General features: G+C 57.9%; 12 protein-coding genes. 3 read left to right on the top strand and 9 right to left on the bottom strand.

Annotated elements, in window-relative coordinates; genetic code table 11:
• Positions 1-223: hypothetical protein (locus K1Y02_20800; GenBank protein MBX7258814.1), on the bottom strand; the 223-nt coding region annotated here is incomplete at its 3' end.
• A 670-nt stretch (positions 224-893) separates the two neighbouring features.
• On the opposite strand from K1Y02_20800, the gene K1Y02_20805 reads away from it, so the two are divergent.
• Positions 894-1,682, top strand: coding sequence for a response regulator (locus K1Y02_20805; GenBank protein ID MBX7258815.1), 789 nt, complete (start codon positions 894-896; stop codon positions 1,680-1,682).
• Between the two features lie 445 nt (positions 1,683-2,127).
• On the opposite strand, the gene K1Y02_20810 is transcribed toward K1Y02_20805, so the two are convergent.
• The 5 genes from K1Y02_20810 to K1Y02_20830 all read right to left on the bottom strand — a co-directional run bounded on the left by K1Y02_20810 (position 2,128) and on the right by K1Y02_20830 (position 7,590).
• The gene (locus K1Y02_20810; protein ID MBX7258816.1) at positions 2,128-3,135 is read right to left on the bottom strand and encodes a bifunctional methionine sulfoxide reductase B/A protein; all 1,008 of its coding nucleotides are present in this window, start codon (positions 3,133-3,135) and stop codon (positions 2,128-2,130) included.
• Between the two features lie 116 nt (positions 3,136-3,251).
• Positions 3,252-4,220, bottom strand: coding sequence for an SGNH/GDSL hydrolase family protein (locus K1Y02_20815; protein ID MBX7258817.1), 969 nt, complete (start codon positions 4,218-4,220; stop codon positions 3,252-3,254).
• A 72-nt stretch (positions 4,221-4,292) separates the two neighbouring features.
• Positions 4,293-6,455, bottom strand: coding sequence for a hypothetical protein (locus K1Y02_20820; protein MBX7258818.1), 2,163 nt, complete (start codon positions 6,453-6,455; stop codon positions 4,293-4,295).
• A 50-nt stretch (positions 6,456-6,505) separates the two neighbouring features.
• Positions 6,506-7,183 carry a DUF1080 domain-containing protein gene (locus tag K1Y02_20825; GenBank protein ID MBX7258819.1) on the bottom strand — a complete coding sequence of 226 codons (678 nt, stop codon included), beginning with the start codon at positions 7,181-7,183 and terminating at the stop codon, positions 6,506-6,508.
• 74 nt (positions 7,184-7,257) lie between these two features.
• A complete protein-coding gene (locus K1Y02_20830) occupies positions 7,258-7,590 on the bottom strand; it encodes a hypothetical protein (protein ID MBX7258820.1) in 333 nt (110 codons plus the stop codon).
• Between the two features lie 153 nt (positions 7,591-7,743).
• On the opposite strand from K1Y02_20830, the gene K1Y02_20835 reads away from it, so the two are divergent.
• Positions 7,744-9,078, top strand: coding sequence for a hypothetical protein (locus K1Y02_20835; GenBank protein MBX7258821.1), 1,335 nt, complete (start codon positions 7,744-7,746; stop codon positions 9,076-9,078).
• A gap of 119 nt (positions 9,079-9,197) precedes the next feature.
• Here the strand turns inward: K1Y02_20835 and K1Y02_20840 are convergent, their stop codons facing one another.
• Positions 9,198-10,334, bottom strand: coding sequence for a DUF2961 domain-containing protein (locus tag K1Y02_20840; GenBank protein ID MBX7258822.1), 1,137 nt, complete (start codon positions 10,332-10,334; stop codon positions 9,198-9,200).
• A gap of 228 nt (positions 10,335-10,562) precedes the next feature.
• Between K1Y02_20840 and K1Y02_20845 the strand changes: the two genes are divergently transcribed.
• A complete protein-coding gene (locus tag K1Y02_20845; protein ID MBX7258823.1) occupies positions 10,563-11,381 on the top strand; it encodes a hypothetical protein in 819 nt (272 codons plus the stop codon).
• 28 nt (positions 11,382-11,409) lie between these two features.
• Here K1Y02_20845 and K1Y02_20850 read toward each other — a convergent pair whose 3' ends face one another.
• Together K1Y02_20850 and K1Y02_20855 are read right to left on the bottom strand one after the other, a co-directional pair.
• Entirely contained in the window at positions 11,410-12,051 is a 642-nt protein-coding gene (locus K1Y02_20850) for a TetR/AcrR family transcriptional regulator (protein ID MBX7258824.1), read from the bottom strand.
• A gap of 1 nt (position 12,052) precedes the next feature.
• Positions 12,053-12,295 (bottom strand): ester cyclase (locus K1Y02_20855; protein ID MBX7258825.1); only part of this gene is annotated, 243 nt, incomplete at its 5' end.

Consider the following 12,295-nt stretch of genomic DNA (forward strand, 5'->3'; position numbering starts at 1 on the left):
AAGCGGGAAACGTGAACAGGCCCGAAGGAGTGCCTACATAAGGGATGTCGCCGTTTGCCACCGCTATACCGGTAATCTCATCCGAGGGCAAGCCTTGAAGGATAGTGTGTGTCGAGGCGACCTCCTGCTTGTACTCGCCAACAGTGATGGGCGTTACGTCGATGGCGTAGGCGCAGGTGAACGAGAAGGCAGTTACGAAGAGCATAAGGGCGGTACGAGTCATGTCGAATTCCTCCGGGGGGCCTTACAATTTCAAGGTATCATGCCATTGTTTGGTGCGTAATTCCTAGCCTTCAATTTGCACAGGCGCATGGAAGCGATGATACAAATTGCAGACGTGCAAGACGCTGTGGCTACGTCAATAGAATCTCTCGCGAGCGCACTCAGCTTGTGGAGAACCACCTCTATTTTAGCTGCAAGTCCTGCAATCACAATGGTTACGAGCCTGCCCCGTGTGATTATGAGAAATCCGGACTCAAGCAAGCGATAGGTATCTCTCTGTGGGGATGGAGGACATCGAGAGGGTGAGATAGCGACCCTTGTTGAAACCGGAAGGCCAACGAGAAGCCGGTCTAAAGGCCGACGACGCATCCAGGTAGAGGGGGCAACCCCAAATTAATATTAGTGCGATTCGCATGAAATCGTCGCACAGGGTTCTCGCAGTGGGCATATCGTGGTATGATGCTGGTCAGGCGTGGCAAGCAGTCCTGGTGTTTCGGAGCGTCACGTACTTATTTGGTGTGAGACGGTTAATGCCGCGTGAGGAAACCCGCGTGTGCATGGGCCGATTGTTTTACAGAGGGCGGCGCAGCGGGCAGCGGTGCGCCGTTCAAGTGGGTTGCGCGTATTACGAGAAATCCTAACGGAGACACACCAAACAAGGAGGGGCAGCGATGGGCATCCGCATACTCGTGGTAGAAGACGATGGCCCGACGTCGCAGAGCATCCAGCAGAACTTGATCAAGTATGGCTATACCGTGGCCGGCAGCGCGACGAGCGGGGAGGAAGCGGTGGCCAAGGCGCTGGAGGTGAAGCCTGACCTTGTGCTGATGGGTATTGGTCTTCAGGGGAAAATGGATGGGACTGAGGCGGCGCGGGAGATACAGCGTCAATTGCAGACGCCCGTCATCTATCTCACCGCAGGCACGGACGACGACACGCTTGCCAAGGCGAAGGTTACCGCGCCGTATGGATATATCGTAAAGCCGTTTCAGGACCGGGAATTGCACATCGCGATCGAGGTTGGATTGTACCGCCGTCAGGTTGAATCGAAGCTCTTGAAGATGGAACGGTGGCTGACGTCAATGCTGCAGAGCATGGGGGATGCAGTCATTGCGACGGATCTCGAGAACCGTGTCACGTATGTGAACGCACTGGCGGCCGAGTTGCTGGAGTTCAGTGAAACAGAAGTGGCAGGACAGAAGATTTCCGAAGTGTTTCGCATCATCGACGGCGACGATCGTATGCAGAAAGAGAATCCCGCGCATACGGCACGGCGCGAGGGGGCCGTGTTCAACACGTCGGAACATTGCCTGCTGGTGACGCGGTCGGGGGGGGAGAAGGAGATCGACTACAGTGCCGCGCCCATTCGCAACGAGAAGGGTGAAGCTTCTGGTGTAGTGATCGTGTTTCACGAGGTGCACGAAGCGAGCGTGGAAGAGGCGCCGATGCCGCCCGTGTAAGCCATTTACGCCAGTTTGAGGTTGGCTCTTTGTGTCCACGCAATGGGGCAATCGACCTGATGCGTGTTGCTCGGATGGTGGGGAGCCGCCCGGGGTGGCCAAAATCCAGACAGCTAATCCGCATTTTGATGAAGATTTCGCAACCGAGCGTGTTGTGAGATTCGTGCCGATGTGTAGGTGTGAATTTCAGATGGATTCACGGACGAACACAGACTTACAGGGACGTGCACAGACGGAATCAGGCGCACAGTCCTTGGGACAATCAGAGAGAGAATCGGCGCGAGGGGTTGCATCTGGAGAGGGGCGCGTCTACGGCACTCCAGAGAAACACGGCAGGTTGAACGCCGCGTTTCCCGGAAGTCGGCCGGCGGCGGAGGAAACATCAGGCTTGAAGCTCATCAAGCGCCGAGGTACTCCGCAGCGATTCACGTACCTTTGAACCGATCTAGAACCGTTTCTTGTAGGCGTGGCAATAGGGCGTGCCGTGCTTCTTGTTGTAATAGTCCTGGTGGTAGTCCTCGGCGGGCCAGAAGGTTTTCGCGGGCAACACTTGCGTTACGACCTTGTAGCCTTTGTCTTTGAGGATCTGGATTAACTTCTCCGCGGTCTGTTTCTGCGCGTCGTTCGCATAGAAGACAACCGAAAGGTATTGCTCACCGATGTCTGGCCCTTGGCCGTTGGCCTGGGTCGGATCGTGAATCTCGAAGAAGAGTTTCGCCAGCGCTTCGTAGGTGGTTTTGCTGGGATCGAAGGTAATCTCGATGGCTTCGATGTGCCCGGTAGTGCCGCTGCAAACCTCTTTGTACGTGGGGTTGTCTTTGTGGCCGCCGGTGTACCCGACCTGCGTGGAAATCACGCCGGGCGCTTTCTGCATGAGGTATTGCACGCCCCAGAAGCAACCGCCCGCAAAGATCGCTTTCTCCGTCTTGGCGGATTCCTTCGTGGCGGCGGCATCGGCCTTCGGCACGTCACCTTTCACTTCGGGAATGGGTTGTCCATCCGCGACGAACTTGATCGAGATCGAGTTCACGCAGTGCCGCGTATTCTTCGGAGTGAAGCCTTCGCCCGTGAACACATGGCCCAAATGGCCCCCGCAGCGCGCGCAGGTGATCTCGGTACGTCGTCCGTCGGCGTCCGTCGTTCGTTTCACCGCGCCGGGGATCTCGTCGTCGAAGGCGGGCCAGCCACATCCTGCGTCGAACTTCGACTCGGATTTATACAAGGGGGCGTTGCACCATTTGCAGATGTACGTGCCTTTCTTGTCGAACTTTTCGTATTCGCCGGTGAAGGGCCGCTCGGTGCCCTTGTGGACGATGACATGTTCTTCTTCGGGGGTGAGGGGGTTCAGTTTCACGTTCTCAGCTCCAGGCGTTCCCGACGCACTCGCAGCTCCGGAACAGTGCGTCAGCGTGCAGGTTACGAGCGCAAGCAGCGCTATTTGAAGGGTTTTCATAGCCGTATTCCTCATGACCTATGGGACAAAGCGGAGCGCCGGATAATTCCCGGAGGCTCACCTTGATGTATTCGGTACGGCCACCGAATCAGGTCAGGGGATGGAGGAGGCGTTGCTTAACCCTTGCCCGACATTAACTGTTTGATGTTCTTTGTCAGCGCGTCGGCCTTGGCCTGGGCTTCGTCCATGGGGAGACCTTTAGGCAAGTCTGGGTGCGAGTGCTTCGTCAGCGTGAGCCACGCATCCCGCAGAACGGCCATGCGTTCGCGCACGGGTCCAAGCACGGCTGGTCCTCCGGGCCGGTTCGTCAGCATCGCCGCAGGGTCGGTCGCGTCGGCCGCATCGGTGTCGCCGAAGAAACGAATGAGTTGCTGAGCCATGAACCAATGTCCCGCATCGTCGGGATGTATGCCATCGGGTTGGAACGAGAAGTTGGGATTCTCCGTGCGGCGCTTTGCGATTTCGCCATTCATGGGTCCATGCAAATCGACAACGTTCCACCCGTCGGCGCGCTTGGAGAGAATCCAGTCGCTGTATTTGCCGAGCACGTCATTGTAGTCGGGCGCGGCGCCCTCGCCGGTCAGGTGGTCGTAGGCAGGCGGAGTTATGTGGACGATCGGCGCACCGGCGCTTGTCACCATTTCGTGCATCCACAAGATACCCGCTTGGTATTTCGCGAATCGCAGCGGATCGAAGGGCTGGTAGATGCCACAGTTCATTCCATAGCATGCAATGACCAGATCGGGCTTGGTCGCATCGAGCACGCGAACGAGGCGCTCGGCAAGGTCGGGTCTTGGGAAGCGCCCATCCGCATGGCCTTCTTCGCTCAAACCGGAGACCATTTCGCTCGAGATGCCGAGGTCGAGCACTTCATAGGTGCGATCGGGGAACTTTGTCGTCAGCCAGGCATCAAAATCCGCGACATAGCGTCCGTCATAGGTAATGCTGTCACCCAGGAAGAGAATGCGCCGGGCCTTCTCAAGCATGTCTTTGCCTGCACCCGGTTGACTGGAAGCCTCGTCTGCATACACCATTCTCATCATCACCCCTAGTGTCAGTACTGTGATCACTGCAACTCTGTTCATTGTGCCCCCTCGTTTCCGCGCGAATTCCCACGCGAAGCGCGATTGTACACTACGTCGCGTTTGGCCGACACGCTACAGGGATTTGGCGATAACGGCCTGCTTCACTTTCCCTGCTCCGACGGAGAATTCAACGCGCGATGCGCCGCCCATGGAAAAGAAGAATGCAGGCGGATCGTTTCGCGTCAGTGTTTCGCCGGGCTGCAGAGTCGCGTCGACTTTGTAGAAGAGGTCGCTGTGCAAGCCGCCGTTCTCGTCTTTGTAGAACCGCGAGGCATATGGCGCGTCAATGGGATACCAGCAGGCAATACCCGCGTTGACCGACTTGTCCACCCATCCGGCCCCGGACAGGTAGTAGTGCGGGGAGAAGTCGGGAATCTCTTGCGACAGCGATTCGTCGCCTTCCGGGCTTCCGCCGATGGCGGGCAGCAGGTAGTAGAAGAGCATGTCCGTGCGAAATGGGACGGTGTCGGTATTCTTCACCCACAGACATTGCGCCGAGAACCATCCACCGTCGTTCTGAGGAATGCGGAATCGCCATGCGGACGTATACGACTTCTGCCGCGCGGCATCGTCGCCTTGACCGGCGGGCGCGCTGAGTTCCATGTCGACGGTCGTGCCGTCGCTGGTCTTCCAGATGCCCGTAATGCGTGCGTCGGTTGTATACGCCCAGGCTCCCGGCGTACCCGTCTGATGAATCAATGCCGTGAACCGCGACAGCGGCGTCTCGCCTCGAAAAATCTCCCACGCGCGGCCTTCGACCGGCCCGCGAATGTGCAAGGGACCCGTCGTCAACTCGACGGTCGTCTCCGGAGCGACGGCTCCGTCTTTGGGTGCATCGACAATCCACGTAAGCAACGTAGGTGGGGATGCCAGCGCAGGCAACGCCGGATTGGCGTGTATTTCATAGACCTTCGCGTTGAGTTCGCGCGCAGCGCCCGTGATCCCCGGGTAGGGTTCGTCCTGCTCGTTCACAAGTCCATAGTTGCTGTCCTCGGGAAACGACGACGAGATGCCGAGAGCGGGTTCATCGAGATACATGAAGTAATCGCTGCCGACCATATACGGCAGTTGGAAAAGGAACGTTTGGAAATGGCGGAAGCATTGCGTGCGTTGCGCTTGCGTATCGACGCGCATGCCCGCGCCGTGCAGTGAAGGCAGGCCGGCGTCGAAGGCAGGGAAACTCCATTCCGTGACCATCATTGGTCGCCGCGCCGCATCCTGGTACTTGCTGAACAACTCGTAGGTGTCCATGCGCACACCCCGGTCAACATCGATCTTTGGGTAGATGTTGAACGACACCACGTCGCAGTAGCGGCCTGCGATGTCCCACACGTCGGGCGCGTAACCCGCAAACCGGCAGCCTAGGACCATGTGGTTTGCGTCGTGTTTACGCAGGGCCGTGACGCACGTCTCGAAGTACTTCTCCGCGACCAGGCGCACCCAACGGCGCGCGATAGCTTCGGCTTCTGGAGTACGCGGCGGCGCAGGTTCCGTGTTTGCGGCCAGCGCGTCGAACGATGCAATCGGCACGCCCCACAAGGTCTCGAACCGCGTGGGTTCGCGCAATTCCACTTCGAGAAACCGCTGCCACGCTTTCTTGGCGTCGTGGCCGGCGGGCTTCTTCCAGGCTTCGTCGAAGAGCCCCCACGGCTTGCCGTTCTTGCCAAACCACTCGAGCTCGTTGTCGAGGAAGTAGCCGATAAGCCACGGATCGTCCTTGAGCGATGCAACCGCTTGTTCAACGGCACGGTCGCAACGCTCCGGCCATTCCGCGCTGAAGACATTGGGAAAGCCGGTCCATGTTGTGCGCGGGCATAGATCGTTACTGCCTGCGAAGCTTGCTCCCAGCGACAAGAAGTCGATGAACGGCAGACCACGGTGGCGCAGGCTTGCGGAATGGCCTGCCGTGAGCGTGTTGAATCCCCAATCCTTCAATCGCTGGATGGTTGCCTCGGCCCAAGCGTCTTCGCTGGCGTACTTTGCTTGCACGGTCTTGTTGTACGGCGCATAGCCCAGCTTTTCGCACCAGTGGCCGCGATACGATATGTGATCCGTGCCGACAATGAAGTAGGCGTTGCCCAACGGGTCGATCAACCACCAACGTCCATCAATGCGTTCCGTGCGGAAGAATCCGGTCGCGGCCGCGACGATGTTTGAAGAGGCGGCGAGATCGTACTTGGGTGGGGCCGCGTCCGCGCTGAATGCACACAGAACGATTGCCGCAACGGATAACATAATCGCTGTCCTCCCCCGTGCCCCGTGTAGCAACCGGGTCGGCTACTGCCTCATATTCCCTTGACCTCAAACGAATCGAACGACGTTGCCGCATCGCCCTTCGTCCACAACCCGACGCCACCGGCGTTGGCGATTGTCGTGTCCGTTACGTTCAGGATTTCTTTACCGTTCAGTGTGCACACAATGTTATCGCCTATGTGGGTCACCTCCAGCGTAATCCATTCGCCCGCGGGAATGACAATGCCTATGGCGTCGCCGATCTTGGTACGCTTGCCGTCTTTGACGTAATACAAACGGCAATTCGATTCCAGCGGGTTGTAACGGCACACGTAATAATTGCTGGCGTCCTGCACGCGCCACATGGGTCCGCCGCCTTGGTCCTCGAACCCTTTATCCGAACGAATCGCGACCTTCACGGTCACGTCCTTTGCACGTACCTGATTGGTCCACAGCAGGTTGTAGGCGCGCGTAGCCGAGTGATTGATGTCGGTCAATGACAGGATGTGCTTCCCGGAAGGCGCCTTCGCGTCTTCGACCACTTTCCATGTTGCGACGGGAGTATTCGGCACATCCGGGTACGCGGTTTCGGCTTTCCAACCTTCCGGCAACGAACCGGCGGCCTCTTTCTCGAAATCTAACGCGAGCGACACCGCGTCTCCCGCCGCGAAGCACACCAACGCTCCGCTGATGACCATACATGCAATACAACGCACGATAAGTGACTTCATCTTATGTTCCTCTTACTGCCGTGGGCCGCGCACGCCGCCCCTCCACATACAATGTGCGTAAATGCCGCGCACGATCACGGACCAGTAAAGCACAGGCTGCAATCAACATTGAATTCGCGCGACATCCGCAGCGGAGGTTCCTGCTCGGAGTTCGCCGTCCACTCGAAACACACCGCGTTCCAACTTTGGGTAACGACCAGTCCGCATTCTTCACGCGGCTCGACGGTCCACTTCGGCAATCCGCTCAGGTCCGGATTCCAGAACGGCTCGATGATCGCTTCGGCTACATTGATCGGGACGGCCATTAGAACCATGTCATCGGGTGCGGCGGCGGCATGCGGACAAATCCATGCGATTAACACAAAGAGTGCAGTGCCAAATGAGCCGTATCTGAGTCCGCGAAACATACGAAGCAGTCCCCCCTGGAAACATGGGTTTCCGGTGGCCAACCCTACGTCAGTTTGCCTGTCCCCCGCAAGTATGCGCGTCAACTGGATTTCAGTGCCGGTAAAAGGTCAGCATGACGGTCCTTGTCGAAAATCTAGAGGTATCGCATGGGCATGAACACAAAAAGAAATTCGCGAGTCTATTTCGCGTTGCTTGTTTGCGGCCTGTGTATTGCACTGGCAGCATCCGCACAGGAGCGTCCTGCGCAAATCGGGTTTCACGCCGCGCAATACAATGCCGACGGCCTGCTGCTACCGTGGACCGCGTGGACGGACGCAATCGACCGTGAAATGCACTGGTACTTGAAGTGTCCCTCGAACGAGCACGGGTATCCGGTGTTCGTCTATAGCACGTTCATGGACGGCGAGTACAAGACGTCGCGTTTGGACAGCATCCCGTGCACGCAAAACGGAATGGGCATTCTTTCGTATCTGAAATACTGGGAGTTCAAGGGCAGACGCGACTCGCGCGTCATCGACATGGCGCGTACGATGGGGGACTACCTCGTCGACGAAACGCTGACGCCCAATCGCGGCGCGTGGCCCAAGTTTACGCGTTCCACGGGATACTGCACGGATTTTCCGCTGCGCCGGTCGTCGCAAGGCGACGTGCGCTACGGTAAGAACGCAATTGAGCCTGATAAGGGCGGCATTGCCGGATACGCACTGGTGCGGCTCTACGACGCGACGCACGACAAGCGGTATCTCAAGCAAGCGGTGCGCAACGCCAAGGCGCTTGCACGCAACATGCGCGAGGGAACAGCCGAGCGCGCGCCGTGGCCCTATCGCGTGGATTCGATCACAGGTGAGGGTTGGGGCGACCGCAACGGAAACATGATCTACATCCTGCGTTTGTTCGACGCGCTGCTTGAGAAGGGGATGGCCGAATACCAAGAGCCGCATGATGCGCTTTGGAAATGGATTAAGAACTATCAGATACCTTCGCCCGACGATCCGGAGCATTGTCTGTGGGTGAACTTCTTCGAAGACTACGATCTCGACGGCAACCGCAACTCGTGGGCTCCGCTGGAAACGGCCCGATATCTAATCGAGCGCAAGGAATCGCTCGACCCCGATTGGAAAGCCGACGTAGATCGTCTCATCCAGTTCGCGCTCGCGCATTTCTCCAGCACCAAGCCGGGCGGCGTTACGCTCATGGGCGAACAAGACGACGACACGAGTCCGTGGGGCGGCGCCTGCTCGAAGTTGGGTGGCGTTGCCGCGATGTTTTATGCGGCGGGCGGCGACGACCGGTACCGCGACATGGCTTACGGCAACCTCACGTGGATGACCTATTTCATCGACAATGACGGCTGTCCCGCGCAACGTGTCGACAACGAGCGTGTGCGACGCGGCGGCTGGCAGGAAGACTGCCACACCGACGTCATTCACAACTTCATGGATGCGCTACAAGCCGTGCCGCAATGGGCGGAGGGACCTTATCCCTAAGGCAATATCGCAGGTTTTTCTTCTGTAGGAGTACTGCAAATCATAAGCGGAGATTGCCGCTCATGCATGAGGCAACAATCTCCGCTTTCTTGATAGTCTTTGTCCGTCTTACGCTATGTTTACTTGATCACCAGCGCATCCTTCGCCGGTAGCGGCGGATAAGGATTGTGCGGCTCGATCTGGTACCAGTACGCGACGGACGCAAGGTCGTCTTTCAGAGGCAAGTAACGGCCTTCGCTCTGCCAGCCGAGGCTTTGGATGGTCACGCGCAGATCCTGATCGAAGCGGACCGGGTCGGTGATGTGCCAACGGTATTGGCCAAAGCGCGGCTGTGTACCTTCGTGCTGAACATGGTAGAAGCCGGTGTACGGGCTGCTGAAATCGGAGTACACCGTCTTGCCGTTTTCCTCGCGCTCGCCGTAGCCGTACGATCCGCAGAAGTAGTCTTCCTCGCCCGTGCCGCAAATCGTCGGGAAATCCTTGTCGCCGTCGATGTAGAACTTGATCTCGCCTTCGCCCCACCAGCCCGGGCTGTTAGAACCGTGGGCAAGGAAGGTGCCAACGTATTGGCCCTTGCCCTTGATGCCGTCAACGATGGTGTATACCTCTTTTTCCGGCAACGGGTTTACACGGCGGAACTGCGCGTGGAAATACGGCGTATTGCGCTTCACTTTCTCCAGCGTGTAGTCAATCTGATAGTAGACCGTCGCCCGCTTTTCGCCCATGTTCTCCATGGTGATTTTGCAGCCCTTGCGGAACGGCATCTGCCAGTAGGAGTTCAAACCGCTGCGGGGATTCACGCACACCGGCATCGATGCAATGCGCGGCTCGTGTCCCATGCCCCAACCCGCCGCAAAGAAGTCGCCTACCGGAACCTCTACCGACGGCTTTTCTTCGCCGTCCCAGTAGATGCGGAAAATCATGAGGCGGTAATCGCCGACCGGCGTCATCCAGATGTGGCGAATCTTGCCCGAGCCGTCGATTTCGCCCATTGTGAACGTCGTGCCCGGCTCGATGTGCACGTAGGGATTGACCTTCCAGCCTTGCCCCAGCTCACGGGCGGCGTGCGCGGCGCTGCCTTCTTTCAAGGTAGCCATTCCGCCCTTCCCCTTCTCACCGGTGAAGTTCTCGGGACTGATTGACCGCGATTGAACGTCGCCCAGTTGATGAAGCTGGTCAAGCCCTATCGACTGCGCGAACGATAAGGGTGCGCACAGGATGAACGCACATAACACCAGGACAATTCGACTCTTCATGTGATTGTCTCCTTAAAGGGCCCGCAATCCCCGCCACGTTGCGAGCGGTTGCTCGCACTGTCGTTTGCCGACAGTGCGCATATCTCAGGATACCCCATGGAGGGGGGCAAGGAAAATGAACGTCTGCTCGATTTCCCCGATTTGCAGTCACTATGCTGTAACCGTGGTATCTGAGTGTATTTTTGAGGGCAGGCGGCACGAATCGTACCACTCTGGAGTAATCGCTGCGTGAGAATCGTATCCGACTTCAAGGACTATTACGACTCTGCCTTGAGTTTTGGAAGCGATCCCAGTCTGCTCTATGTCAGGAAGCAGGAGCGATTCGAGTTTGAGAGGTCGTCTTCGATAGTTGAAGAGCGAAAGGCTCATCTCCCGCGAAATCTCGACGAGGTCCTGCGCGTACCCCTTCAGCTTCTGACCCAAATGCCGCACACCATTGCGCGGCCGCGACGCAGGTACGTCTACGACGATTTGGAGATCCCAGTCACGGTTAAGCTCATCGGATTCTGCGGCTTCCTGTTTCCCGCACTAGAAATCGACAATACGGTCTTCTGGTCTACCGAGGAAATTGCTGATGGACTGTCGCGCGAGTATTTGAAAGCGTTCAGCCTTGATAGCGAAGGCTTGATGACCCTCTTGGGTGTGAATTACAGGTGGAATAGGTACGGTACTTCGGGACCGCTCACCCATGGTTCGTGGGCAAAGTGTGTTGCGGGGATAGTTGAAAAGTGCTTTGACGAGGTATTCATACAGCTCGGGATTCCCATCTTCAGACTGGAATATGTGGCCAGCAATAGGCATCAATGCCGAGACAGAATCATCTGCACGCTTAATCCTCACCTGAAGCAGGACCATTTCCAGCGAGTAAAACCTCCAGCAGAGGCGTTTCAGGAAATCTCGATGTATCTTGGAAATCAGCTCGCTACCCAGAAGGACCCAATTCCAGTGGTGTCGGATGAGATCATGCGAGACGAGAAGGGGTTTGATGAGTGGTCGTTCCGGCGCCATAAGGAGGAGAGCAAGAAATACCGGAAACGTGGCCAATAGGACTTCTCCTTAACAAGCGTAGATCTTCCTAGGTCGTCCTTGCGCGATTCCGATCCGTATTTCCTTCCTCCATCGCCTGCCGTACAAGCGCGCGCACGGCCCAACTCTTGATGCCGCGGGCTTCGCGTGCGGGAATCTGCAATACATCTTCGAACACCACCATCGCTTCGGGTCCGAAATAGACGGCCAGCGCCGCGCAGAGCCGTTGGAACGCCGGTTCGTCCAGTTCGTCGCGGATAGGGGCGAGCGCTTCTTCTATCAGTGGTATGCGGCGGTTCTGCCTGCGCGGAGTGGAACGGTCGTCTGCTTCTTCGAGGGGCAGTTTGATCGCGTGCGCCAGCAGCAACCGTAGTTGCGCCTCGTTTCTGTATGTCATCGCGTGAAGCGCCGCTTCCGCCTTGTCAATCCGGTCTTCCGGGGAGAGCGAGTCGGAATTTGCGAACAAAGCGCCGGGGTCGGGTGCGTCGACATCGAGCGGGGCTTCAACCAGCAGCGCCTCGATGCTGGGAAAGTATCGGTAGGCCGTCGCCCGCGAGACCATCGCTTCCTCGGCCACTTGCTCCATCGTAGGGGGTTGCCCGCTTTTGAGCAGGCGCGATGCCGCCTGGAGCAGGTCGCGCCGGGCGCGCAGACGTTGATGAGTCCGGCTTGGCCGTGCTGGCGTATTCATATCAGTCCTGCGGAAGTTGTTGGATCATGGCAGCGAGATCTACCCATACGTTCTCGCGCTGGATCTGACCGTCCGCCGTGAACTCGACAACATGCAACAAGCGAAACGTCAGCGGACGCCCCTTCCCTTCAAGTCCAAAGGGTCTTCCCGGAGCGGTGCCGTGCCAAACGGAATCGTCGACCAGGAAATTCTCGCCGTAGAGTCTGCGCGTGCACGTGACCTTGCCTTCGGCCAGGTCTCGAAA

The sequence above is a fragment of the Candidatus Hydrogenedentota bacterium genome, assembly GCA_019695095.1.
In the GTDB taxonomy this organism is placed as follows: Bacteria; Hydrogenedentota; Hydrogenedentia; order Hydrogenedentales; family SLHB01; genus JAIBAQ01.

What these genes read in the sequence shown, in the direction of transcription:
- K1Y02_20805 (MBX7258815.1), top strand. Translation starts at nt 894, where the DNA reads ATGGGCATCCGCATACTCGTGGTAGAAGACGATGGCCCGACGTCGCAG.
- K1Y02_20810 (MBX7258816.1), bottom strand. Translation starts at nt 3,135, where the DNA reads ATGAAAACCCTTCAAATAGCGCTGCTTGCGCTCGTAACCTGCACGCTG.
- K1Y02_20815 (MBX7258817.1), bottom strand. Translation starts at nt 4,220, where the DNA reads ATGAACAGAGTTGCAGTGATCACAGTACTGACACTAGGGGTGATGATG.
- K1Y02_20820 (MBX7258818.1), bottom strand. Translation starts at nt 6,455, where the DNA reads ATGTTATCCGTTGCGGCAATCGTTCTGTGTGCATTCAGCGCGGACGCG.
- K1Y02_20825 (MBX7258819.1), bottom strand. Translation starts at nt 7,183, where the DNA reads ATGAAGTCACTTATCGTGCGTTGTATTGCATGTATGGTCATCAGCGGA.
- K1Y02_20830 (MBX7258820.1), bottom strand. Translation starts at nt 7,590, where the DNA reads ATGTTTCGCGGACTCAGATACGGCTCATTTGGCACTGCACTCTTTGTG.
- K1Y02_20835 (MBX7258821.1), top strand. Translation starts at nt 7,744, where the DNA reads ATGAACACAAAAAGAAATTCGCGAGTCTATTTCGCGTTGCTTGTTTGC.
- K1Y02_20840 (MBX7258822.1), bottom strand. Translation starts at nt 10,334, where the DNA reads ATGAAGAGTCGAATTGTCCTGGTGTTATGTGCGTTCATCCTGTGCGCA.
- K1Y02_20850 (MBX7258824.1), bottom strand. Translation starts at nt 12,051, where the DNA reads ATGAATACGCCAGCACGGCCAAGCCGGACTCATCAACGTCTGCGCGCC.